The 24,280-nt window shown below is 65.3% G+C and carries 23 protein-coding genes and 1 tRNA gene; 13 read left to right on the top strand and 11 right to left on the bottom strand.

Annotated features, from left to right (window positions below; genetic code table 11):
- Positions 1-54 precede the first annotated feature (54 nt).
- The 5 genes from C5O79_RS31820 to ccsA all read right to left on the bottom strand — a co-directional run bounded on the left by C5O79_RS31820 (position 55) and on the right by ccsA (position 6,891).
- Positions 55-1,266, bottom strand: a complete 1,212-nt coding sequence (locus C5O79_RS31820) for a ribonucleotide-diphosphate reductase subunit beta (RefSeq protein WP_039353057.1) — start codon at positions 1,264-1,266, stop codon at positions 55-57.
- Positions 1,267-1,631: 365 nt separating this feature from the next.
- The gene (locus tag C5O79_RS31810) at positions 1,632-4,625 is read right to left on the bottom strand and encodes a ribonucleoside-diphosphate reductase subunit alpha (RefSeq protein WP_047851642.1); all 2,994 of its coding nucleotides are present in this window, start codon (positions 4,623-4,625) and stop codon (positions 1,632-1,634) included.
- A 451-nt stretch (positions 4,626-5,076) separates the two neighbouring features.
- A complete protein-coding gene (gene ampD, locus C5O79_RS31805) occupies positions 5,077-5,667 on the bottom strand; it encodes a 1,6-anhydro-N-acetylmuramyl-L-alanine amidase AmpD (RefSeq protein ID WP_046544889.1) in 591 nt (196 codons plus the stop codon).
- Positions 5,664-5,984, bottom strand: coding sequence for a PP0621 family protein (locus C5O79_RS31800; RefSeq protein ID WP_122473554.1), 321 nt, complete (start codon positions 5,982-5,984; stop codon positions 5,664-5,666). Before C5O79_RS31800 ends, ampD begins: the two co-directional genes overlap by 4 nt.
- A 13-nt stretch (positions 5,985-5,997) precedes the next feature.
- Complete coding sequence (gene ccsA / locus C5O79_RS31795; protein ID WP_046544887.1) at positions 5,998-6,891, bottom strand: cytochrome c biogenesis protein CcsA; 894 nt, start codon at positions 6,889-6,891, stop codon at positions 5,998-6,000.
- An 89-nt stretch (positions 6,892-6,980) separates the two neighbouring features.
- Here ccsA and ffh point away from each other — a divergent pair, with 89 nt between their 5' ends.
- Positions 6,981-8,348, top strand: a complete 1,368-nt coding sequence (gene ffh / locus C5O79_RS31790) for a signal recognition particle protein (RefSeq protein ID WP_089424440.1) — start codon at positions 6,981-6,983, stop codon at positions 8,346-8,348.
- Between the two features lie 94 nt (positions 8,349-8,442).
- A complete protein-coding gene (locus tag C5O79_RS31785) occupies positions 8,443-8,994 on the top strand; it encodes a hypoxanthine-guanine phosphoribosyltransferase (protein WP_046544886.1) in 552 nt (183 codons plus the stop codon).
- 92 nt (positions 8,995-9,086) lie between these two features.
- On the opposite strand, the gene C5O79_RS31780 is transcribed toward C5O79_RS31785, so the two are convergent.
- Together C5O79_RS31780 and C5O79_RS31775 are read right to left on the bottom strand one after the other, a co-directional pair.
- Positions 9,087-9,689 carry a MarC family protein gene (locus tag C5O79_RS31780; RefSeq protein WP_011350864.1) on the bottom strand — a complete coding sequence of 201 codons (603 nt, stop codon included), beginning with the start codon at positions 9,687-9,689 and terminating at the stop codon, positions 9,087-9,089.
- 21 nt (positions 9,690-9,710) lie between these two features.
- Positions 9,711-11,447 (bottom strand): proline--tRNA ligase, encoded by a 1,737-nt coding sequence (locus C5O79_RS31775; RefSeq protein WP_122473553.1) that lies wholly within the window; start codon positions 11,445-11,447, stop codon positions 9,711-9,713.
- Between the two features lie 218 nt (positions 11,448-11,665).
- Here C5O79_RS31775 and C5O79_RS31765 point away from each other — a divergent pair, with 218 nt between their 5' ends.
- A complete protein-coding gene (locus tag C5O79_RS31765; RefSeq protein WP_039353086.1) occupies positions 11,666-12,313 on the top strand; it encodes an RNA pyrophosphohydrolase in 648 nt (215 codons plus the stop codon).
- A gap of 13 nt (positions 12,314-12,326) precedes the next feature.
- Positions 12,327-12,935 (top strand): CNP1-like family protein, encoded by a 609-nt coding sequence (locus C5O79_RS31760; RefSeq protein WP_131932036.1) that lies wholly within the window; start codon positions 12,327-12,329, stop codon positions 12,933-12,935.
- 93 nt (positions 12,936-13,028) lie between these two features.
- Here C5O79_RS31760 and proB read toward each other — a convergent pair whose 3' ends face one another.
- From proB to rplU, 4 genes are all read right to left on the bottom strand, one after another.
- Positions 13,029-14,147 (bottom strand): glutamate 5-kinase, encoded by a 1,119-nt coding sequence (gene proB, locus C5O79_RS31755; protein WP_039353092.1) that lies wholly within the window; start codon positions 14,145-14,147, stop codon positions 13,029-13,031.
- A 90-nt stretch (positions 14,148-14,237) separates the two neighbouring features.
- On the bottom strand, positions 14,238-15,350 hold the full coding sequence (gene obgE, locus C5O79_RS31750) for a GTPase ObgE (protein ID WP_131932034.1): 1,113 nt from the start codon (positions 15,348-15,350) through the stop codon (positions 14,238-14,240).
- Positions 15,351-15,538: 188 nt separating this feature from the next.
- On the bottom strand, positions 15,539-15,802 hold the full coding sequence (gene rpmA / locus C5O79_RS31745; RefSeq protein WP_006476999.1) for a 50S ribosomal protein L27: 264 nt from the start codon (positions 15,800-15,802) through the stop codon (positions 15,539-15,541).
- A 24-nt stretch (positions 15,803-15,826) separates the two neighbouring features.
- A complete protein-coding gene (gene rplU / locus C5O79_RS31740) occupies positions 15,827-16,138 on the bottom strand; it encodes a 50S ribosomal protein L21 (RefSeq protein ID WP_006025184.1) in 312 nt (103 codons plus the stop codon).
- Between the two features lie 210 nt (positions 16,139-16,348).
- On the opposite strand from rplU, the gene C5O79_RS31735 reads away from it, so the two are divergent.
- The 9 genes from C5O79_RS31735 (at position 16,349) to C5O79_RS31695 (ending at position 24,227) form a co-directional block, all read left to right on the top strand.
- On the top strand, positions 16,349-17,344 hold the full coding sequence (locus C5O79_RS31735) for a polyprenyl synthetase family protein (protein ID WP_122473552.1): 996 nt from the start codon (positions 16,349-16,351) through the stop codon (positions 17,342-17,344).
- A 149-nt stretch (positions 17,345-17,493) separates the two neighbouring features.
- Positions 17,494-17,570, top strand: a tRNA-Pro gene (locus C5O79_RS31730).
- 141 nt (positions 17,571-17,711) lie between these two features.
- Entirely contained in the window at positions 17,712-19,004 is a 1,293-nt protein-coding gene (locus C5O79_RS31725) for an HlyC/CorC family transporter (RefSeq protein ID WP_046544883.1), read from the top strand.
- An 83-nt stretch (positions 19,005-19,087) separates the two neighbouring features.
- Positions 19,088-20,362, top strand: coding sequence for an ATPase, T2SS/T4P/T4SS family (locus C5O79_RS31720; RefSeq protein ID WP_046544882.1), 1,275 nt, complete (start codon positions 19,088-19,090; stop codon positions 20,360-20,362).
- Entirely contained in the window at positions 20,359-21,570 is a 1,212-nt protein-coding gene (locus tag C5O79_RS31715) for a type II secretion system F family protein (RefSeq protein ID WP_122473551.1), read from the top strand. The genes C5O79_RS31720 and C5O79_RS31715 overlap by 4 nt, the downstream gene beginning before the upstream one ends.
- 44 nt (positions 21,571-21,614) lie before the next feature.
- Positions 21,615-22,526, top strand: a complete 912-nt coding sequence (locus C5O79_RS31710; RefSeq protein ID WP_047851643.1) for an A24 family peptidase — start codon at positions 21,615-21,617, stop codon at positions 22,524-22,526.
- A gap of 1 nt (position 22,527) precedes the next feature.
- The gene (gene coaE, locus C5O79_RS31705; protein ID WP_122473550.1) at positions 22,528-23,136 is read left to right on the top strand and encodes a dephospho-CoA kinase; all 609 of its coding nucleotides are present in this window, start codon (positions 22,528-22,530) and stop codon (positions 23,134-23,136) included.
- 109 nt (positions 23,137-23,245) lie between these two features.
- Positions 23,246-24,001 carry a cell division protein ZapD gene (zapD, locus tag C5O79_RS31700; protein ID WP_039353119.1) on the top strand — a complete coding sequence of 252 codons (756 nt, stop codon included), beginning with the start codon at positions 23,246-23,248 and terminating at the stop codon, positions 23,999-24,001.
- Positions 24,002-24,026: 25 nt separating this feature from the next.
- Positions 24,027-24,227: a DNA gyrase inhibitor YacG gene (locus tag C5O79_RS31695; protein ID WP_039353122.1), complete on the top strand. Its 201-nt coding sequence runs from the start codon at positions 24,027-24,029 to the stop codon at positions 24,225-24,227.
- Positions 24,228-24,280: the final 53 nt, after the last annotated feature.

Genomic DNA, 24,280 nt, shown 5'->3' with positions numbered 1-24,280 from the left:
CGGGGCCGAGAGGCCGCCGGCTGTTCCATCATGTGACGGGTTCGCTGCTGCGGGTTATTCCCAGGACAGCGCGCCGCCCGTCTGATACTCGATCACACGCGTCTCGAAGAAGTTGCGTTCCTTCTTCAGGTCGATCATCTCGCTCATCCACGGGAACGGGTTTTCCTCGTTCGGGTACAGCGGATCGAGGCCGATCTGCTGGCAACGACGATTGCTGATGAAGCGCAGATAGCTCTTGAACATCGACGCGTTCAGACCCAGCACGCCGCGCGGCATCGTGTCCTCGGCGTAGCGGTATTCGAGTTCGACAGCCTGCTTGAACAGCTCGCGGATCTCGGCGCGGAATTCGGCGGTCCAGAGATGCGGATTCTCGAGCTTGATCTGGTTGATCAGGTCGATGCCGAAGTTGCAGTGCATCGACTCGTCGCGCAGGATGTACTGATATTGCTCTGCAGCACCCGTCATCTTGTTCTGGCGGCCGAGTGCGAGGATCTGCGTAAACCCGACATAGAAGAACAGGCCTTCCATGATGCAGGCGAACACGATCAGCGACTTCAGCAGCTTCTGATCCGCTTCGAGCGTGCCGGTCTTGAAGGCCGGATCCGTCAGCGTGTGGATGAACGGGATCAGGAATTCGTCCTTCGCGCGGATCGACGTGACCTCGTGGTACGCGTTGAAGATCTCGCCTTCGTCGAGACCGAGCGATTCGACAATGTATTGGTACGCGTGCGTGTGGATCGCCTCTTCGAACGCCTGGCGCAGCAGGAACTGCCGGCACTCGGGCGCCGTGATATGGCGGTACGTGCCGAGCACGATGTTGTTTGCCGCGAGCGAATCGGCCGTCACGAAGAAGCCGAGGTTGCGCTTCACGATGCGGCGCTCGTCCTCGGTCAGACCGTTCGGGTCCTTCCACAGAGCGATGTCGCGGGACATGTTGATTTCCTGCGGCATCCAGTGGTTCGCGCAACCGGCCAGATACTTTTCCCACGCCCACTTGTACTTGAACGGCACCAGCTGATTGACGTCAGTCTGGCCGTTGATGATGCGCTTGTCGGCGACATTGACCCGCGCTTCCGAACCGCCGGCGGGAACAGCCGATGCTTGCGGGGGCACCGCAAGATCGCCTTCGAAAATGTCGCGGACCTGATGGGCGGCAGGCGTTGCAGCCTGCAGTCCGACAGCCGTTCCTGCGGAGGTGCGCATCGCGTTTTGCTGCGCTCCGCTCGCGGGAGTTACGGCAGTCTTCTCTTCATCCCAGTTGAGCATAAATTCTCACCATCAATTTAGAACGGTTTGTACCATCTTTTCCTGAGCGATAAAAGGGTTCGCTCACGAAAAATCCTTTTTTCGATTCGCGTTGCGACCTCGATACAACACTTTGAGCAACGCATCGTCGTTCATGCAGCGCGCGACGTGTGTCGCGCGTGTATCGCGAGGTGCGCTCGACGCATCGAACGCTGATCGAAACGCGACGTCGTCGGGGATGTTTCGATCGCTTGTCACTGCCTGCAACGCAGGTGCCGCGTTACAGATTCCTTATCATTTTTTTAGTTGAGAGCGGCGCACACTTCAACCTCGATCGGTCGTGGTATGCGCCGCGCTGACCTGCTTCTCAGGTCAGGCGCACCGCGTTACTGGCACGCTTCGCATTCGTCGAAGCCAGGATCGCCCGGACGCATCGTGCACACCGGACCATCTGCCTCGACCGGTGCGAGTGCCGGTGCCGCGTTGACCGCGCCCGACGACGCATCGCCGCCTGCCGCACCGAAGCCGCCAGCCGCGCCTTGCGCGCCGCCGCTGCTCGAACCGCCGCTCGTCGGCACAGCGTTCAGCGCGCCGTGTGCGACCGTCGACTTCTCGACGTGCGTCGCCGCCATCGTGCGGAGGTAGTAGGTCGTCTTCAGGCCACGCAGCCATGCGAGCTTGTAGACCTCGTCGAGCTTCTTGCCCGACGCGCCGCCCATGTAGATGTTCAGCGACTGCGCCTGGTCGATCCACTTCTGGCGACGCGATGCCGCTTCGACCAGCCACGTCGGGTCGACTTCGAACGCGGTCGCGTAGATCGCGCGGAGGTCGGCCGGGATGCGGTCGATGCGCGAAAGCATGCCGTCGAAGTACTTCAGGTCGGCGACCATCACTTCGTCCCACAGGCCGCGTTCCTTCAGGTCGCGCACCAGGTACTCGTTCACCACCGTGAATTCGCCCGACAGGTTCGACTTCACATACAGGTTCTGGAAGGTCGGCTCGATACAGGCCGACACGCCGATGATGTTCGAGATCGTCGCCGTCGGCGCGATCGCGACGCAGTTCGAGTTGCGCATGCCGTGCGAGGCGATCCGCGAACGCAGCGACGTCCAGTCGAGCGATTCGGAGGTGTCGACCTCGACGTAGCCGCCGCGTGCTTCCGTCAGCAGCTTCAGCGTGTCCTGCGGGAGGATGCCGCGATCCCACAGCGAGCCGCGGTAGCTCGAGTAGCGGCCGCGCTCTTCGGCCAGCTCGGTCGACGCGTAGTACGCGTAGTAGCAGACCGCTTCCATCGAACGATCGGCGAACTCGACCGCCGCTTCCGACGCGTACGGCGTGCGCAGCAGGTGCAGGCAGTCCTGGAAGCCCATGATGCCCATGCCGACCGGGCGGTGCTTCAGGTTCGAGTTACGCGCCTTCGGCACCGCGTAGTAGTTGATGTCGATCACGTTGTCGAGCATGCGCATCGCGACGCTGATCGTACGCTTCAGCTTGTCGTGGTCGAGCGCGTAGCTGCCGTCGGCCTGCTTCACCAGGTGGGCGACGAGGTTCACCGAGCCGAGGTTGCACACCGCGATTTCGGTGTCGCTCGTGTTCAGCGTGATTTCCGTGCACAGGTTCGACGAGTGGACGACGCCGACGTGCTGCTGCGGCGAGCGCACGTTGCACGGATCCTTGAACGTGATCCACGGGTGGCCCGTCTCGAACAGCATGCCGAGCATCTTGCGCCAGAGTTGCTGCGCCGGGATCTTCTTGAACAGCTTGATCTCGCCGCGCGCGACCTTGTCTTCGTAAGCCGTGTAAGCCGCCTCGAATTCCGCACCGAACTTGTCGTGCAGGTCCGGGCAGGTCGACGGCGAGAACAGCGTCCAGTCGGCGCCTTCCATCACGCGCTTCATGAACAGGTCGGGAATCCAGTTCGCCGTGTTCATGTCGTGCGTACGGCGGCGATCGTCGCCCGTGTTCTTGCGCAGCTCCAGGAACTCCTCGATGTCGAGGTGCCAAGATTCGAGGTACGCGCAGACCGCGCCCTTGCGCTTGCCGCCCTGGTTGACCGCGACGGCCGTGTCGTTGACGACCTTCAGGAACGGGACCACGCCTTGCGACTTGCCGTTCGTGCCCTTGATATGCGAGCCGAGTGCACGCACGCGCGTCCAGTCGTTGCCCAGGCCGCCGGCGAACTTCGACAGCAGCGCGTTTTCCTTCAGCGCTTCATAGATGCCGTCGAGATCGTCCGCGACGGTCGTCAGGTAGCACGACGACAGCTGCGAGCGGTGCGTGCCCGAGTTGAACAGCGTCGGCGTCGAGCTCATGAAGTCGAAGCTGGACAGCACGTTGTAGAACTCGATCGCGCGCGTTTCGCGGTCGATCTCGTTCAGCGACAGGCCCATCGCGACGCGCATGAAGAATGCCTGCGGCATTTCGATGCGGGTGCCCTCGACGTGCAGGAAGTAGCGGTCGTACAGCGTCTGCAGGCCGAGGTAGCCGAACTGCAGGTCGCGGTTCGCGTCGAGCGCTTCGCCGAGGCGCTTCAGGTCGAACTGCAGCAGCTTGTCGTCGAGCAGGCCGGCGTCGACGCCGCGCTTCAGGAACTGCGGGAAGTATTCCGCGTAACGGGTCGACATCTCGGCCTGGACCACTTCCTCGCCAAGGATCTCGCGACGGATCGTGTGCAGCAGGATGCGCGACGTGACCTGGCTGTATGCCGGATCCTTTTCGATCATCGTGCGCGCAGCCAGGATCGCCGAGTCGTAGACCTGGCTCATCGGCACGCCGTCGTACAGGTTCTTCACCGTTTCGGCGACGATCGGGTCAGGGTTAACCGCAGCGCCGAGGCCGTCGCATGCCGACACGATCAGCGCGCGCAGCGCGTTCAGGTCGAGCGGACGCGTGACGCCGTTGTCGACGACGTTGATGCCGGTGCTCGCCTCGCCGCCGGCTGCCGCTGCTTCCTCGCCCGCATGCTGGCGCTCGAGGTGACGCTTCTCGCGATACAGCACGTACGCGCGCGCAACGTTGTGCTCGCCGCCGCGCATCAGCGCGAGTTCGACCTGATCCTGGATGTCTTCGATATGGAACGTACCGCCATTCGGGCGGCTACGCACGAGCGCGCGCACGACGTTGTGCGTCAGTTGCTCGACCTGCTCGCGTACGCGCGCCGATGCCGCGCCCTGCCCGCCATTGACGGCCAGGAAAGCCTTGGTCACCGCAATCGCGATCTTCGAAGGTTCGAACGATACGACGCTGCCGTTGCGGCGGATCACCTTGTAGTCGGCGAACGTGGCCTGCGGCGCGAGCGCCTTCGCGCCCTGTTCGGTCCCGCCGAGCGGACGGCTCGAGGCGCTCTCGTACTGGGACGTCGCGTTGTCGGTGGTTTGCATGTGCAAAGCTCCTGGTGTTGGATGGTGCGGAGAGAACCGCGGATTAAAACGAACGCTGCGCAACGCGGTGCGCGAGCGGTAAGAGGCGAGCGATGCGCCGGGGGAGCCGGTTCGGTCGATGCGCGACAACCGATCCGGTCGTGTGCTTCGTCATGTGTACCCTGCCCCGTCGATGTTCGCTGCGCTGATTGCGACGCCCGGACCGCCCGGCCTGACGCGCCGCCCTGAGAACCCTGTCTGCCGGCGTTGCCCGCCGGCCGGTGCCGCTCGGGTTTCCCCTGCGACACACACTATATCTAGTGCGGAACTGCTCAACTGGCACCAAGTATAGTGGACATTCGGAGGACGTCCAAACGGATAATTTGCGATGGAGGTCTTGACATCGCTCACGCGCAGACACGACAAGGCATTGGTCGGAGAAAAAACTTTCTCCGGTCAAAAAACCCCGCGATCAGTGCTGACGGAAAGGAAAGTATTCGGCGGAAAAACCGGCATCGCTCGCGAAGCGTTGCCAATCGAAATGCGGGCCCGGGTCGGTCTTGCGGCCCGGCGCGACGTCCGAGTGCCCCGCGAATGCGTCGACCGGGTAGCGTGCCGCGAGCGCACGGGAGAGCGCCGCGAGCATCGCATACTGCGCGTCGTCGAACGGCACGTCGTCCGCGCCTTCGAGCTCGATGCCGATCGAGAAATCATTGCAGCGCGCCCGGCCGAAGAACTCGGACGAGCCCGCATGCCACGCGCGCTCGTCGCACGACACGAACTGCACGAGTTCGCCGTTGCGGCGAATCAGGAAGTGCGCGGACACGCGCACGTCGCGCAGGTGGCTCTGGTAATAGGGGTGCGCATCGCAGTCGAGACGATTCAGGAACAGCGCCTCGATCGCGTCACCGCCGAATTCGCCGGGCGGCAGGCTGATGTTGTGGACGACCACGAGCGTCGGCACCGCACCCGCGGGCCGCACCTCGAAGTTCGGCGACGGCGCATGGCGCGCTTCGCGCACCCAGCCGCCCGCATCGACCGACAGCAACCGCGCGTCGCTCATCGTGCGTCTTGACCGCTCGTACGCGCGGCGTGGCTCTGCGCGTGCTCGGCACTGCAGAAGTATTCGCCGCCCGCGGCGACGGCGTCGCCCTTCGGCGCATGCACGCCGCATTCGGCGCAGCGCACCATCGGCTCGGGCAGCGCCCGCGCGTCGCGGTTCGGGCGCCCCGAACCCGCGCCGGCGCCGGCGCCGGGCGTACCGTCGTAACCGGCGCCGCGGCCGGTGCGCGCCTGCGCGTGCTCCTGGGCCTGGCGCAGCTTGCGCGCGATCCACGAACCCGCGAAGAAGAGAAGAATCAGGAGAAGAATCTGTCGCATCGGAAACCTGCGTTCAAACCACGGAACGGTGCAGCAGCACCTCGAAAACGAACCGGCTGCCGACATACGCGAGCAGCAGCGCGGCGAACGACACGAGCACCCAGCGCGCGGCACCACGGCCACGCCAGCCCGACGTCTTGCGGGCGACCAGCAGGCCGCCGAACATCAGCCACGACAGGATCGCGAATACCGTCTTGTGGTCGAGGCGCAGCGCGCGCGCGTCGACCTGCTCGCTGAACAGGATGCCCGACGCGAGCGTCAGCGTGAGGAGCACGAAGCCGGCGCCGATCAGGCGGAACAGCAGCTTCTCGAGCGTGAGCAGCGGCGGCAGCGTCTCGAGCCAGCTCGCGATCCAGCCCGTCGAGCCGTCGCGCCCGCCGCTCCTCAGCGACTGCAGGCGCCGCTCGACCATCAGCATCAGGATCGCGTGCAGCGCCGCGATCGCGAACAGGCCGTATGCGATGTTCGCGATCAGGAAATGCAGCTTGAACAGCGGCGCTGCGGCATAAGGAAGCACCCGCACGCCACCGAACACGAGCGGCAGCAGCGAGGCGCCGCACGCGAGCGGCAATACCAGCAGGCGCAGGCTGTCGAGAGGGAAGAAGAAGCTCTCGATCCAGTAGATGCCGGCGCCGAGCCAGAACATCGCGGACAGCGCGAACGCGAAGCCGAACACCATCGAGTCGTTCGGAAAGATCGTCATGTGGAGCAGCACGCCGTGCGCGACCAGCGCGGCGAACAGCAGCGCGCGGCCGGCCCCGCTCATCCCGGACGCGGCCGACGCGGGAACCGGCACGGCCGGCACGCTCGCGACGAGCGGCGTCGCGCCCTGGCGGTGCGTGCGCCAGCCTGCGACGGCGAGACCGCCGTACAGGAATGCGGTGAGGGCATACAGTACAATATCCATGTTCGAAGTTTACACTAGGCCCCCTTCCCGCGACGGCTCCCTTTGTTCGGTTCCGCCGCGCCTTCGGGCCCCACTGTCCATCGCTCCCCATGCTCGACAATCTCACTCAACGGATGGCGCGCGTCGTCAAGACGCTGCGCGGCGAGGCCCGGCTCACCGAGGCGAACACGCAGGAGATGCTCCGCGAGGTGCGTCTCGCCCTGCTGGAGGCCGACGTCTCGCTGCCGGTCGTCCGCGAATTCATCGCCAAGGTCAAGGAAAAGGCGCTCGGCGAAGAAGTGATCAGCAGCCTGTCGCCGGGTCAGGCGCTGGTCGGCGTGGTCCAGAAGGAACTGACCGCCGTGATCGGCGGCGACTACGAAGGCAAGGCCGCCGAGCTGAACCTCGCGGTCACGCCGCCCGCCGTGATCCTGATGGCCGGCCTGCAGGGCGCGGGCAAGACCACGACCGCCGGCAAGCTCGCGAAGCTGCTGCGCGAGAAGTACAAGAAGAAGGTGCTGACCGTGTCGTGCGACGTGTATCGCCCGGCCGCAATCATGCAGCTGAAAACGGTGAGCGAACAGGTCGGCGCCGACTTCTTCCCGTCCACGCCGGACCAGAAGCCCGTCGACATCGCGATCGCGGCCGTCGACTGGGCGAAGCGCCACTACCATGACGTGCTGATCGTCGATACGGCCGGCCGCCTCGGCATCGACGAGGCGATGATGCAGGAAATCGCCGCGCTGCACGGCACGCTGAAGCCGGCCGAAACGCTGTTCGTCGTCGACGCGATGCTCGGCCAGGACGCGGTCAATACCGCGAAGGCGTTCAACGACACGCTGCCGCTCACCGGCGTCGTGCTGACCAAGCTCGACGGCGATTCGCGCGGCGGCGCCGCGCTGTCGGTGCGTCACGTCACGGGCAAGCCGATCAAGTTCGTCGGCGTGGCCGAGAAGCTCGACGGCCTCGAGGTGTTCCACCCCGACCGGATGGCGAACCGGATCCTCGGCATGGGCGACATCCTCGCACTCGTCGAGGAGGCGCAGCGCGGTGTCGACGTGCAGGCCGCGCAGAAGCTCGCCGACAAGGTCAAGAAAGGCGGCGACTTCGACCTGAACGATTTCCGCGCGCAGATCTCGCAGATGAAGAACATGGGCGGCCTGTCGTCGCTGATGGATAAACTCCCCGCGCAGTTCCAGCAGGCGGCGGCCGGCGCCGACATGGGCCAGGCCGAGAAGTCGATCCGCCGGATGGAAGGCATCATCAGCTCGATGACGCCGGCCGAGCGCGCAAAACCCGAGATCATCAAGGCGACGCGCAAGCGCCGCATTGCAGCCGGCGCGGGCGTGCCGGTGCAGGAAGTCAACCGGATGCTGAACCAGTACGATCAGATGCGTACGATGATGAAGAAGCTGAAGGGCGGCAACATGCAGAAGATGATGCGCGGCCTGAAGGGCATGATGCCCGGCATGCGCTGATTCCGCCCATCGGCCGGCGCGCGGGTTTTTGCTGTAGCGCGCGCCCGCCGTTCTGCTTCATTCTTATTTGTATACCGACTGCCCGCCAGAACACATGAACCGCGAAGAAGCCCTCCACATTTTCAACCACTCCGAAGAGATCGTCTCGGCGGACGCCGTCAACGCGTCGATCTCCAAGATGGCCGACGCGATCCGCGCCGAGATCGGCGACGCGTTCCCGCTCGTTCTCTCGGTGATGGGCGGCGCCGCGGTGTTTACCGGGATGCTGCTGCCGCATCTCGATTTCCCGCTGGAATTCGATTACATCCACCTGACCCGCTACCGCAATACGACGCAGGGCAGCCCGGAAATGCACTGGCGCGTCGCGCCGCGCGAATCGGTGAAGGACCGGATCGTGCTCGTGCTCGACGACATCCTCGACGAAGGCGAGACGATGGCCGCGATCCGCGACCGGATCCTCGACATGGGCGCCAAGCGCTTCATGTCGGCCGTGCTGTGCGAGAAGACGCTCGCGAAGGCCAAGCCGCTGCACCCCGACTTCTGCGGCTTCGCGGTGCCGGACCGCTACGTGTTCGGCTGCGGGATGGACGCGAAGGGCTACTGGCGCAATCTGCCGACGATCCGCGCGCTGACCGCGAACGTCTGATCGCCCCGCTCCGCACTATATAAATAGACAGCGGCGCTCCGGTTTCCCGGAGCGCCGCTTTTTCGGCATCTTGGATGTGCGCCGCCTGCGCCCTACAGCTGGTGCACGAACGCGCGGACGCCGCCCAGCATCATCTCGACCGAAATCGCGACGAGCACGAGGCCCATCAGCCGCTCGAACGCCGCGACGGTCCGCTCGCCGATCCATTGCTGGATCCGCTCGGCCAGCACCAGCGTCACCGCGCAGACGATCATCGTGACCGTCAGCGCGCCGACCCACTCGAGCATCTTGCCGGGCCCCTGCGACGTCAGCAGCATCACCGTCGCGAGCGCGGACGGCCCCGCGAGCGCCGGAATCGCGAGCGGCACGATGAACGGCTCGCCGCCTGCGCGCGGATCGTTGCCGAGCGCACCGTCCGGATGCGGGAAGATCATCCGCAGCGCGATCAGGAACAGCACGATGCCGCCGCCGAGCCGCAGCGACAGGTCGGTGAGGCTCATCATCCGCAGGAAGCGGTCGCCGACCAGCATGAAGAACAGCAGGATCACGAACGCGATCCCCACTTCACGCAGGATCAGCTTCACGCGCCGCTCGCGCGGCACATCCCGCATCGCCGAAATGAACAGCGGGATGTTGCCGAGCGGATCGGTGATCAGCACCAGGAGCACGGTGGCCGACAGGAAGGTGTATTCCACCGCGTTCCCCGGTCGGTGCGCTTAGCGCGCGAGCGCGGCGCGGATCTTCTCCGCGACCGTCGCCGCAGCCGCGTCGGCCGGCAGCAGCGTCGCTTCGGCGTCGCGGCGGCCCTGATACTCGATCTTGCCTTCCTTCAGGCCGCGCTCGCCGATCACGAGGCGATGCGGCACGCCGACCAGCTCCCAGTCGGCGAACATCACACCCGGGCGCTCGCCGCGATCGTCGAGGATCACGTCGATGCCGGCTGCGACGAGTTCCGCGTACAGCTTGTCGGCGGTCTCGCGCACCATGTCGCTGCGGTCATAGCCCATCGGGCACAGCACGACTTCGAACGGCGCGATCGACTCGGGCCAGATGATGCCGCGGTCGTCGAAGTTCTGCTCGATCGCCGCGCCGAGAATGCGCGTGACGCCGACGCCGTAGCAGCCCATCAGCATCGGCTGCGGCTTGCCCGACTCATCGAGGAACGTCGCCCCCATCGCTTCCGAATACTTGGTGCCGAGCTGGAACACGTGGCCGACTTCGATACCGCGGCAGATGTCGATCTCGCCCTTGCCGTCCGGCGACGGGTCGCCCTTCTTCACGTTGCGCACGTCGGCGACATCCGGCTCGGGCAGGTCGCGGCCCCAGTTCACGCCAGCGATGTGGTAGTCGACCTCGTTCGCGCCGACGACGAAGTCGCTCATGTTCGCGACCGTGCGGTCAGCGATCACCTTCACCGGCTTCTTCGTGCCGACCGGGCCGAGATAGCCCGGCGGCGTGCCGAACCACTCGACGATTTCCTGCTCGGTCGCGAAGCGGTGGTTCTTCAGGCCCGGCAGCTTCGACACCTTGATCTCGTTCAGGTCGTGATCGCCGCGCAGCATCACGAGCCAGATGGTCGGCTCGGCGCCTTCGTTGTCGGTCGCGAGCACGATCGACTTGATCGTGCGCTCGAGCGGGATGGCCAGCAGTTCGGCGACGGCTTCGCACTTCGCCTTGCCGGGCGTCGCGACCTTCTCCATCGCTTCGGCCGGCGCCGCGCGTTCGGCGATCAGCGGCAACGCTTCGGCCGCCTCGATGTTCGCCGCGAATTCGGACGTCGGGCAGTACGCGATCGCGTCTTCACCGGTGTCCGCGATCACATGGAATTCGTGCGAGAAGTTGCCGCCGATCGAGCCGCTGTCGGCCGCGACCGCGCGGAACTCGAGGCCGAGGCGCGTGAAGATGCGCACGTACGCGTCGTACATCTTGCGATACGACTCGTTCAGGCCGGCCGCATCCTTGTCGAACGAGTACGCGTCCTTCATGATGAATTCGCGGCCGCGCATCACGCCGAAGCGCGGACGGATCTCGTCGCGGAACTTCGTCTGGATCTGGTAGAAGTTCACCGGCATCTGCCGGTAGCTCTTGATCTGGTTGCGCGCGATGTCGGTGATGACTTCCTCGTGCGTCGGCCCGATCACGAAGTCGTTGTCCTTGCGGTCCTTGAAGCGCAGCAGCTCGGGGCCGTACTGCTCCCAGCGGCCCGATTCCTGCCACAGTTCGGCGGGTTGCACGGCCGGCATCAGCAGCTCGATGGCGCCCGCCCGGTTCATTTCCTCGCGCACGATCGCCTCGACCTTGCGAATCGAACGCAGGCCGACCGGCAGGTAGTTATAGATGCCGCCGGCGACGCGACGGATCATGCCGGCGCGCACCATCAGCTTGTGGCTGACGATCTCTGCGTCGGCGGGTGCTTCTTTCAGGGTGCCGATAAAGAAACGGGAAGCTTTCATGCGGACGGTTCCAAAAACGGCGCCCCCAGGCGGGGCGCCCGAAAAAGTTTCAAGGTGAAAAAGCTGCGCGCGACGAACGACGATGGCGCAGACGACGTAGCAGACTAATCAGGGACAATTCAGCCGGTGTGCCCCGCGCGGATTCGCTCCGTCACGGTGCGCAGCGCCCGTTATCTGTTTATAATCAAAGCAATTTTAAAGGATTCGAAGGTGGTTGTATGCTGGATCGTGAAGGCTTTCGCCCGAACGTCGGCATCATCCTCTTGAACGCGCGCAACGAGGTGTTTTGGGGCAAGCGGCTCCGCGAGCATTCCTGGCAGTTTCCTCAAGGTGGGATCAAGTACGGCGAGACCCCCATGCAGGCGATGTACCGGGAACTGCACGAGGAAACGGGCCTGCATCCGGAACACGTCAAGATAATCGGTCGCACACGCGACTGGTTGCGTTACGAGGTGCCTGACAAGTTCATTAAACGCGAAGTACGCGGTCATTACCGCGGCCAGAAGCAGATCTGGTTCCTGCTGCGGATGGTTGGACGCGATTGCGACATTTGCTTGCGCGCGACCGACCACCCGGAGTTCGATGCGTGGCGCTGGAACGAGTACTGGGTGCCGCTCGATGCGGTGATCGAGTTCAAGCGGGATGTCTATCAGTTGGCGCTGACGGAACTGTCGCGCTTCCTGCGCCGCCCGGCGCAGCGAGCCGAGAAGCCGCGTGGGCCGCGTCTGTCGCGCTATCCGCGCGTCATTGGCGTAGAGGCCCAGCAGACGCTGACGATTGTCGACACATCGGTAGTCTGTTCGGAGATCGAAGTGGAAGCGGGCACGCTCGACGAGATGCCGCCCCACGTGATCGTCGGCAAATGACGAATCGAACTGCATGACCGGGCGCGACCTTGGTGTCGCGCCCTTTTTTTACGAGGAATGCATATTGAAAGCGATTGCTCTCGCGCTCGCATCGATTGCCGCGGTCGCCACGCTGGCAGGTTGCGCGAATTCGAAGACACCCACCAACAAGGATGACAGCGAGTTCGTGTATCTGCTGGACCGCCAGGGCACGTGGAAGGAAAACACGGTCGACTCGCTGCCGCCGCTGCCGCAGACGGGCGACCTGCTACCGTTCAACGTATCGCAGAACACGCCGCTCAAGTTCTTCGTCGATGCGAAGTCGCTCGCGGTCGGCACCGATGGCGTCGTGCGCTACGCGGTCGTCATCACGAGCCCGACCGGCGCGCGCAACGTGAACTACGAAGGCATCCGCTGCGACACCTACGAATGGCGCCAGTATGCCGGCCTGAATTCGGAACACGACGGCTGGGACCGCACCGTCGAGAACGACTGGCGGCGCATCGAGAACGGCGAGCTGAATGCCTACCATTCGGCGCTCTATCAGGACTACTTCTGCGCGAACAAGATGCCGCAGGGCTCGACCGCGCAGATCCTGGAAAACATCCGGTTTCACCGCACCGCGATGAGCCAGTTGCGCTGACGGCGCGCGGCGCCCGCCGCGTACCGTTCGTCGCATGAAAAAGCCCGCATCACGCGGGCTTTTTCGTTTGACGGCCGGAACCGGCTCGAATGGTCACACCAGCACCAGGTTGTCGCGATGGATCAATTCAGGCTCCAGCATGTAGCCGAGCACGGATTCGATCTCACCACTCGGCTTGCGGTGAATCAGTTTCGTCTCCGCACTGCTGTAGTTCGTGAGCCCGCGCGCCACTTCGCGCCCGTCGGGGCCGACACATGCGATGACTTCGCCGCGCGCGAACGCGCCCTGCACGTCGATCACACCGATCGGCAGCAGGCTCTTGCCGCCGGCCGTCAGCTTCTCGACCGCGCCCGCATCGATCACGACATGGCCGCGCACCTGAAGATGGTCGGCCATCCACTGCTTGCGCGCCGCCATCCGCGCGGTACGTGCGATCAATTGCGTGCCGATCGCCTCACCGGCCGCCAGACGCACGAGCACGTCGGCCTCCCGGCCGCTCGCGATCACGGTGTTCGCGCCGCTGTGCGCGGCGCGCTTCGCCGCGAGGATCTTCGTCAGCATCCCGCCACGGCCGAGACTCGAGCCCGCGCCGCCAGCCATCGCCTCGAGTTCCGGCGCGCCTGCATTGGCTTCCGCAACGAGCGTCGCATTCGGGTCCTTGCGCGGATCGGCCGTGAATAGCCCGGACTGGTCGGTCAGGATGATCAGGGCATCGCCTTCGATCAGGTTTGCAACGAGCGCGCCGAGCGTGTCGTTGTCGCCGAACTTGATTTCGTCGGTAACGACCGTGTCGTTCTCGTTGATGATCGGCACGACGCCAAGCCGCAACAGCGTCAGCATCGTCGAACGCGCATTCAGGTAACGTTCGCGGTCGGCCAGGTCAGCATGCGTCAGCAGGATCTGCGCGGTGCGGATGTCGTGCTCGGTGAAGCGGCTTTCATAGACCTGCGCGAGCCCCATCTGGCCGACTGCGGCGGCAGCCTGCAACTCATCGATTTCCCGCGGTCGCTTGCTCCAGCCGAGCCGCTGCATCCCTTCGGCAATCGCGCCCGAACTGACGAGCACGACTTCCTTGCCCTGGGCGCGCAGCGCGGCGATCTGAGCCGCCCAACGGCCGATTGCCGCATGATCGAGCCCCTTGCCATCGTTGGTCACGAGGCTGGAGCCCACCTTCACCACCAATCGCTTCGAATCCGCGATGATCGAACGCATCCTGCACTGTCTCCTGTATCTGCTGCCTTTCCGACCGGGCGCGATTGAACGCCGGCGCCGGGCGGCACGCCCGGCGCGTTCCGGAATCGCTCAGGCGTCGTCGCCCGGCGCTGCATCGCCCTTGGCAGGCGGAGCATCGCGGAAACGCACGTCTGCCGCGAGATCTTCCGCCTCCGCGACGCGATGCGCGTCCGAATGCTCGGAGAGGTAGTCGTAGATCGCGTAGCACAGCGCTTCACAACCCTGGCCCGTCAATGCCGAGATCTCGAACACCGGGCCGTCCCACTCGAAGCGCTCGAGGAAATCCTCGACCCGTGCCTTGCGTTCGTCTTCCGGCACCATGTCGAGCTTGTTGAGCACGAGCCAGCGTGGCTTCTCGTAGAGCGCCTCGTCGTACTTGCGCAGCTCGCCGACGATCGCCGTCGCTTCCGCCACCGGATCGACACTTTCGTCGAACGGCGCGAGATCGACCAGATGCAGCAGCACGCCGGTGCGCTGCAGGTGGCGCAGGAACTGATGGCCGAGGCCCGCGCCTTCGGCGGCGCCCTCGATCAGCCCCGGGATGTCGGCGATCACGAAGCTCTTGCTCGGACCGACGCGCACCACGCCGAGATTCGGCGCAAGCGTCGTGAACGGGTAGTCGGCAATCTTCGGCCGCGCGTTCGACACCGACGAGATGAACGTCGACTTGCCCGCGTTCGGCATGCCGAGCAGGCCGACGTCGGCGAGCACCTTCAGCTCGAGCTTCAGCATGCGACGCTCGCCGGGCTTGCCGTCCGTCTTCTGGCGCGGCGCACGGTTCGTGCTCGACTTGAAATGCAGGTTGCCGAGCCCGCCGGCGCCGCCCTGGGCGAGCATCACCTGCTGGTCGTGCTCGGTCAGGTCGGCGATCAGCTCGCCGGTATCCATATCGCTGATGATCGTGCCGACCGGCATGCGCAGCGTGACGTCGTCACCGCCCTTGCCGTAGCAATCCGATCCGCGCCCGTTTTCGCCGTTGCGCGCAAGGTGCTTCTTCGCGTAACGGTAGTCGATCAGCGTGTTGATGTTGCGGTCGGCGATCGCGTATACGCTACCGCCCCGGCCGCCGTCGCCACCGTCCGGCCCGCCGAACGGGACGAATTTCTCGCGGCGCATCGACGCACTGCCATCGCCTCCGTCTCCGGCGATGACTTCGATTCGTGCTTCGTCAATGAACTTCATTCGTCACTCCGCCCAGTATTTCCGCTATTGTGCCGCGCGCCGGCGCGCTTGAACAATCTGCCGTTCGGCCGATCGTACGCCGGTTGCGCGATGGCCGCCCGAGCGTACATGCGCCCGGCGGCCAAATAAAAAAAGGCCCCGCGAAGACTGCGGGGCCTTTCGGCTACGAAGCCCGTGGGTGCCTGAACTTAGGCAGCCGCCGGGACAACGATGACCAGATGCTTCTTGTCCGCGCCCTTCGTCGCGAACTTGACGTGACCGTCGACCAGCGCGAACAGGGTGTGATCCTTGCCCATGCCGACGTTCTCGCCTGCGTGCATGCGCGTACCGCGCTGACGCACGATGATGCCGCCGGCATTGATTGCCTGGCCGCCGTACACTTTCACGCCGAGACGTTTCGACTCGGAGTCGCGGCCGTTCCGGGAAGAGCCGCCTGCCTTTTTGTGTGCCATCTGATTGCTCCTTTACCGAGGCGCTTACGCGTTGATCGCGTCGATGCGCAGCTCAGTGTAGTTCTGGCGGTGGCCGCCGTGCTTTTGGTAGTGCTTCCGGCGACGCATCTTGAAGATGGTGACCTTGGCATGACGACCGTGCGACACAACGGTGGCCTTGACGGAAGCCCCACTGACCAGCGGCGTACCGAACTTAATCGATTCGCCTTCGCCCACTGCGAGAACCTGGTCGAGCGTGATTTCAGCGTCAATGTCAGCCGGTATCTGTTCTACTTTGAGTTTTTCGCCAACGGCAACCTTGTACTGCTTGCCGCCGGTTTTTATGACCGCGTACATTGAGAACCTCACTCTGGATCCAATTTTTCCGCACACCACGCGCGGAAAACACGTGATTATACATGGGGTTAGCACCCAAGTCAAAGCCGATTGACGATTGCCGCGCGCGGGCCTCTGCCGGACGGCCAAAATCGCGCCGCTGGTACGTCTGACAGACCGGCATATCGCGGATTCGACTTATAATCCGCGGCATCACCCAATTCCATCATCATGTCGTCGTCCACCGCCTCCCCCACCCTCAGCGCCGCCCACCTGCTCGCCCCGATCACCAGCGACATGGAGCAGGTGAATCGCGTTATCCGGCAAAGTCTCGCGTCCGAGGTGCTGCTGATCAACCAGATCGCCGAGTACATCATCGGCGCGGGCGGCAAGCGGCTGCGTCCGGCATTGCTGCTGCTCGTCGCCGGCGCGCTCGGCGAGACGTCGCACCAGCGGCACGTGCTGGCCGCCGTCGTCGAGTTCATCCACACGGCCACGCTGCTGCATGACGACGTCGTCGACGAATCCGAGTTGCGCCGCGGCCGCCAGACCGCCAATGCGCTGTTCGGCAACGCGGCGAGCGTGCTGGTAGGCGACTACCTCTACTCGCGCTCGTTCGAGATGATGGTCGGCGTCGGCAAGATGCGCGTGATGGAGATCCTGTCCGAAGCGACGACGATCATTTCGGAAGGCGAGGTGCTGCAGCTCCTCAACATGCACGACGCGGACGTCGACGAAACGCGCTACATGCAGGTGATCCGCTACAAGACGGCCAAGCTGTTCGAGGCGTCGGCGCGCCTGGGCGCGGTGCTCGCGGGCGCCGATGCGCCGACCGAGGCCGCCGCCGCCGAATACGGCCGCCGGATCGGCACCGCGTTCCAGATCATGGACGACTGGCTCGACTATGCGGGCACGGCCGAGGCAATGGGCAAGAATGCCGGCGATGACCTGCGTGAAGGCAAGCCGACGCTGCCGCTCATCTATCTGATCGAACGTGGCACGCCCGAACAGTCGGCGCTGGCACGCGAGGCGATCGAACAGGGCGGCACCGATCGCTTCGACACGATTTTCGAAGCGATCACGCGTTCGGGTGCGCTCGATCACACGCTCGAATGCGCACGCCAGGAAGCGCAGGCGGCAGCCGCGGCGATCGCCGCGTTCCCCGATTCGATCTACAAGGAAAGCCTGCTCGGGTTGTGCTCATACTCGACGTCGCGGCAATCGTAAACACGCCGCGAACGCGAAGCGATGCCTTGTCTCGAAAATTTTCTTCATCAAAGTATTCCCTTTTAGAAAAAACATCGTTATAGTTACGTTCTTGCTTGTGACGACGCAGCGATTCTTAACGAAGACGGCGAAGTCCGAAGAGCAAAAATCGGGGTGTAGCTTAGCCTGGTAGAGCGCTACGTTCGGGACGTAGAGGCCGGAGGTTCGAATCCTCTCACCCCGACCAGATTTTTAAAAAACCGTGCACTCCGTGCACGGTTTTTTTTTGCCCGGCCGCCGCAGGCCCCTTGTGTCGCGCACGACACATCGCGGTCGCCGGCCTCTGCTATATTCCTTCCATCCCAGTCCTTCACTGCCCCTCCAACGCGTGGACCAAATTCCCTTATGGGCGCAAATCGGCGCCGTCTTCCTGCTTCTCCTCTGTTCCAGCTTCTTTTCGATTTCCGAGACCGCGATGATGGCGCTCAACCGCCATCGGCTGAAGCATCTCGCCAGCCAGGGCGCACTCGGCGCGAAAACCACGCAAGGCCTGCTCACGCGCACTGACCTGCTGCTCAGCGTGATCCTGATCGGCAACAACCTGTTCAACACGATCATCCCGGTCCTGACGACGTCGCTCGCACTGCATACGTTCGGCCGCAACAACGTCGCGCTGTCGATCGCGACCGGCATCGTCGCTTTCCTGATCATCGTGTTCGCCGAAATCGCGCCGAAAATCGTCGGCGCGACGTTCCCCGAACGCATCGCGCTACCCGCGAGCCTCGTGATCGCGCCGCTGATGCGCGTGTTCAAGCCCGTCGTCTGGTTCGTCAACGCACTCGCGAACGGCGTGCTGTGGGTGCTGCGCATCAACACGAAGAAGGGTCGCGACCAGCGAATGTCGGCTGACGAACTGCGCGCCATCGTGCTCGAGTCGAGCAGTTTCATGCCGACCAAGCACCGCAGCATCCTGCTCAATCTGTTCGACCTGGAGAACATCACGGTCGACGACGTGATGGTGCCGCGCCGACAGATCGAGTCGCTCAACTTCTACGCGCCGCTCGACGACGTCCTGCACCAGATCGAGACCTGCTATCACAACCGGCTCGTCGTCTACGAAGGCGACATCGACAAGGTGCTCGGCGTGCTGCACGTCCGCAAGACGCTGACCGCGCTGCACAACCAGGAGTTCGACCGCGAGACGCTGCGCACGCTGCTCGCCGAACCGTACTACGTGCCGTCCGGGACGCCGGTGGTGCAGCAGCTCCAGTTTTTCCAGGAAACGCGGCAGCGAACCGCGCTCGTCGTCAACGAGTACGGCGAGCTCGAAGGGCTCGTCACGCCCGAAGACATCATCGAGGAGCTGATCGGCGAATTCACGACGTCGATGCCGCGCAGCGAACGCGCGGGCGGCTGGGACGAGAACGGTGAATGCATCGTCTCGGCAAGCATGCCGCTGCGCGAACTGAATCGCTGGCTGCACCTGAAGCTGCCTACCGATGGGCCGAAGACGCTGAACGGCCTGGTGCTCGAAATCCTCGAGGAAATCCCGGAAGACGACGTGTGCCTGAAAATCGGTGACGTGATGCTCGAAGTGATGCGCAGCGACGATCAGGCCGTGCGCACCGTCAAGCTCTTCAAGCCGCGCGGCTCGCGCACCGCACGCGCCACCAGGCGCTAGCCGAACGGCTGACTGCCGGCACCGCCCGCGACGCGCGACCATCTGCTGGTCACGGTCAACAGGCGGCCAGCGTGCCGGCTCACATGCATTTCCCTCCTACCGGCGCGCCGCTGCGCATGCAGCCGCCCGCCCACTCCGATGCGTCGCCCGCCGCCGCACCGCACGCGCTCGACGCGGCTCAGCTCGACGATGCGCCAGCCGTGCGGCTGCTGACGGATACGCTTCATGCGGCTCGCATACGCGACGCATCCGACATCCACGTCGAACCATTCGAAGCCGGCTGGCGCATCCGCCTGCGCATCGACGGCGTGCTGCACGAACATGCGCGGCCGCCCCTTCATCTGCGCGACGCGCTCGTCACACGGATCAAGGTGCTCGCGCGCATGGACATCGCCGAGCGGCGGCTCCCGCAGGACGGCAGGCTTCGCATCGCGATCGACGGCGGTACGCGCGGCGACTACCGCGTCAGCTCGCTACCGACGTTGTTCGGTGAAAAGCTGGTGCTGCGGCGGCTCGAAACCATGCCACCGGACCTCACGCTCACCCGCCTCGGCTTCGACGCGCAGCAGGCGGCCGCGATGGAGGCCGCGATACGCGCACCGCATGGCCTCGTACTCGTCACGGGTCCGACCGGCAGCGGCAAGACACTGTCGCTCTACTGCGCGCTGCAAATGCTCGATCGCGACGCGCACAACGTCTGCACGGTCGAGGATCCCGCCGAAATCCAGCTCGACGGCATCAGCCAGGTCGGTGTCGCCGAAAAGGCCGGGCTCACGTTCGCGACTGCACTGCGCGCGCTCTTGCGGCAGGATCCAGACATCATCATGGTCGGCGAGATTCGCGATGCGGAGACGGCCGACGTCGCGATCAAGGCCGCGCAGACCGGCCATCTCGTGCTGTCGACGCTGCACACGAACGACGCACCGGCCGCCGTCGCGCGGCTGCTCGACATCGGTGTCGCGCCGTACAACCTCGCAGCCGCGCTGCACCTCGTCACCGCGCAACGCCTCGTCCGGCGGCTGTGCACCGCCTGCCGCGTTCACTCGGATGCACCTGTGCCCGTCCTGCGCGAAGCCGGCTGCGACCCGGCTGCCCTCGCAACCGGATGGCGGCCGTTCGTCGCCCGAGGCTGTCCGGCCTGTCACGGCATCGGCTATCGCGGCCGTGTCGGCCTGCACCAGACGATGCCGGTATCGTCCGGGCTGGCGGAACGCATCGTCGCACGGGCGAGTGTTGGCGAACTCGCGCAATGCGTGGCGGCCGAAGGCGTGCGCAATCTGCGCGACGCGGCGCTCGCACGCGTCCGTGACGGCACGACGAGCATCGCGGAAGCCCTCGCCGCGACACCTGCCGCATGAGCTTGCGCAAGCCGCCGCGCGAAACCCGCTTCGCGTGGCGCGGCCGCAGTCGCGACGGCACGTTGCGCCGCGGGACCCTCATCGCATTCGACGCCGCGAGCGCACGTGCCGCGCTCGCACGCGACGGCATCGCCGTACTGTCGCTCGACGTCCGCGGGCCGGCCCGGCCGCCAACGGCCAGCGCGCGAGACGTCACGCGCTTCACGCGCCAGCTCGCGAGCCTGCTGCAGGCCGGGTTGCCGCTCGCGCCGTCGCTCGAGATGCTCGCGCGCACGCGGCCACACGATGGCTTGCCGCGCATCGCGGCGGGTCTCGCCCGCGAGATCGTCGGCGGCCGGCGCTTCGCCGATGCGCTCGCACGCTATCCATCCCAGTTCGGCACGCTGTATCGCCAGTTGATCGAGGTCGGCGAAGCGTCCGGCTCGCTCGGCATCGTGCTGACGCGGGTCGCGGAACACCGCGAGCGCACCGACGCGCAGTGGCGCAAGCTGCGGGCTGCGCTCGCGTACCCGGCGGCCGTCATCCTGTTCGGGCTCGCGATCTCGGCCGCACTGATGGTGTGGGTGGTCCCGACGTTCCGCCAGATCTTCGACGGGTTCGGCGCCGCACTACCAGCGCCAACCCGCGCGCTGCTCGCACTGTCCTCCGCGCTGTCGGCGTGGGGCGGTGGGCTCGCTGCCGGTACGGCGGCAGTCGGGCTGGCAGCGCATCACGCGCTGCGGCGGTCGGCACCGCTGCGCCATGCTGTCGCGCGGCGCCTGTTACATGCGCCGCTCGCGGGTAACGCGCTCAGCCGGTACGCGGCCGCACGCTGGTGCCGCTCGCTTGCGACACTGCTCGGCGCCGGCGTGCCGCTCGCCGACGCCTTTGCCACGCTCGAGCGCACCGCCGGCCATCCGGTGTTCGAGCACGCCACTGCGCACATCGCAGCCCGCGTGCTGCGCGGCGCACGCCTCGCGGACGCGATGCAGTCGGCCGGCTGTTTTCCGGACGACGTCGTGCAGCCGATCGCCGTCGCCGAGGAATCCGGTGCGCTCGACACGATGCTTGCCGACATCGCCGCGCTGTGCGAACGCCAGCTCGACGCGCGTCTCGATGCCCTCGCCGCGCTCGGCGAACCGTTGATCGTGATCGTACTGGGCGCACTCGTCGGCGGCCTCGTGATCGCGATGTACCTGCCCATCCTTCAGCTCGGCAACGTGGTGTAGCATCGCAACCGATTCTGTCGCCTTTTAGTCCGAACCTTGAGCTCATGACGCCAGCGCCCCTGTACTCCGTTACCGATTCGCCCGAGAGCACGCTGCTCGCGCTGGCAATGCTGCCGCCCGCGCTGCAGTATGCGTTCGCGGTCGCCGTCGGCCTTTGCATCGGCAGCTTCCTGAACGTGGTCGTCCACCGGCTGCCCGTGATGATGCAGCGTGCGTGGCAGGCCGAGATCGATGAAGCGACCGGCAACACGAGCGCCCCGCCCGACGACGGCTACCCGCCGCGCTACGATTTGTGGCGCCCGCGCAGCGCCTGCCCGCATTGCGGCCACGTGCTGCGCGCATGGGAAAACATCCCGCTCGTCAGCTTCCTGATGCTGCGCGGGCGCTGCCGACGCTGCGGCCACGCGATCGGCATCGTATATCCGCTCGTCGAGCTCGCGTGCGCGCTGCTCGCCGCCGGCTCACTCGCGGCATTCGGCCCGACCGCCGCCGCGCTTGCCGCGTTCGCCCTGTGCGCCGCGCTGCTCGCGATGAGCGCGATCGATATCCGGACGGGCTACCTGCCCGACTCGATGACGCTGCCGCTCCTCTGGGCCGGGCTCGTGCTGAACCTCGGCGGCACGTTCACGTCGCTGCGCTCGGCAGTGATCGGGGCCGTGGCCGGCTACCTGTTCCTGTGGTCAATCTACTGGCTGTTCAAATGGCTGCGCGGCATCGAGGGCATCGGTTTCGGCGACCTGAAGCTGCTCGCCGCGCTCGGCGCATGGATGGGCTGGGCCGCATTGCCGCAGGTCGTGCTGTTCGCCGCGGTGACGGGCGCGATCGTCGGGCTCATTGCAACCTGGCGCGGCCGCATGCGCTTCGAGGAGCCGATTCCGTTCGGCCCGTTCCTCGCGGCAGGCGGCGTCGCGACGCTGTTTTTCGGCACCCCGTTCTATTCGGCGCTCGGAGGCTGACATGTTCGCAATTGGACTCACCGGCGGCATCGGCAGCGGCAAGACGACCGTCGCCGACCTGTTCGGCGCCCGCGGCGCGTCCCTGGTCGATACCGACCTGATCGCCCATCGCATCACCGCACCAGGCGGTCTTGCAATGCCCGCGATCGAACAGGCATTCGGTCGCAGCTTCGTTGCCGCCGACGGCTCGCTCGACCGTGCGAAGATGCGCGCACTGATCTTCAGCGACGACGCCGCTCTCCGGCGCCTCGAAGCGATCACGCATCCGCTGATCCGCGCGGAGACCGATCGCGAAGCACGCGAAGCGCAAGGCCCGTACGTGATATTCGTCGTGCCGCTGCTCGTCGAGTCAGGCAACTGGAAGGCGCGCTGCGATCGCGTCCTCGTCGTCGATTGCCCGGTTGAAACACAGATCGCACGCGTGATGCAGCGCAACGGCTTCACGCGCGAGCAGGTCGAGGCGATCATCGCGAAACAGGCAACACGCGAGGCCCGCCTCGCGGCGGCCGACGACGTGATCGTCAACGACGCGACGAAACCCGACGCGCTCGCCGCACAGGTCGATGCACTGCACCAACGCTATCTCGGGTTTGCGGCCGCCGCGCGCTGAACCTCGCGCCCAATCGTGATGGTGTACGAAATTGGCGCGTTGCTAGGGTAGAGAGTGAGCATTAGAATGTCCTGCATTGTTTCAATCCCTACCCAAGAGGCGAGCGCGCTTGATTCTTTACGAGTATCCGTTCAACGAGCGAATTCGCACGCTGTTGCGCCTCGAAGATCTCTTCGAGCGCTTCGCGTTCTTTTTGGCTCAGGAGGACCCGCGTGAACACCACGTCGCACTGACGACGCTGTTCGAAATCGCCGAGGTAACGGGCCGCGCGGACCTGAAATCGGATCTGATGAAGGAGCTCGAACGTCAGCGCCAGACGCTCGCCCCCTTTCGCGGCAATCCGGGCATCGAGCAGAATGCGCTCGAGGCCGTGCTCGGCGAAATCGAGCAGACACTCGCGAATCTCGCGCAGATGCAGGGCAAGACCGGGCAGCACCTCGTCGACAACGAGTGGCTCGCCAGCATCCGCAGCCGTGCGGTGATTCCCGGCGGCACGTGCAAGTTCGACCTGCCGTCATACTACGCATGGCAGCAGTGGCCCGCCGAGCAGCGGCGCCAGGACATCGCGAAGTGGATCCTGCCGATGCTGCCGCTGCGCGACGCGGTGACGATCGTGCTGCGGCTCGCGCGCGAATCGGGCCAGGCGTCGAAGGTCATGGCGATGCAGGGCAGCTACCAGCAGATGCTGTCCGGCCGCACCTACCAGTTGATGCAGGTGCGCGTGCCGCCGGAGTTGCGCGTCATTCCGGAAGCGAGCGCGAACAAATACATGCTGTGGGTACGGTTCACCATGCAGGACGGCGATGTGCGGCCGCGCGCGGTGGACATCGACGTGCCGTTCCATCTGACACTGTGCAATCTGTAACGGCCGCGGGCCGGATCGCTTTCGTATGACTACCGTTGTGAAATGCCCGTCGTGCGGCGCCGAAGTGCGCTGGACGCCCGAAAATCAGTTCCGCCCGTTCTGCTCGGCCCGCTGCAAGCAGCTCGACCTCGGCGCATGGGCCGCGGAAAAGTACCGGATCGGTGGATCTTCCGACGAGGGCCCCTCGTCGGAAGAAGACGGCACGGACAGCCGCCGCGACAGCTGAGCGGCGCGCAGCGCAGCCTGCTAGTGATATGGCCCGCCTTTCCGGCAGGCCAT

This window comes from Burkholderia sp. SRS-25, from assembly GCF_004343765.1.
GTDB lineage: Bacteria > Pseudomonadota > Gammaproteobacteria > Burkholderiales > Burkholderiaceae > Burkholderia > Burkholderia contaminans.
This window is presented reverse-complemented; position numbering and strand designations above follow the sequence as displayed.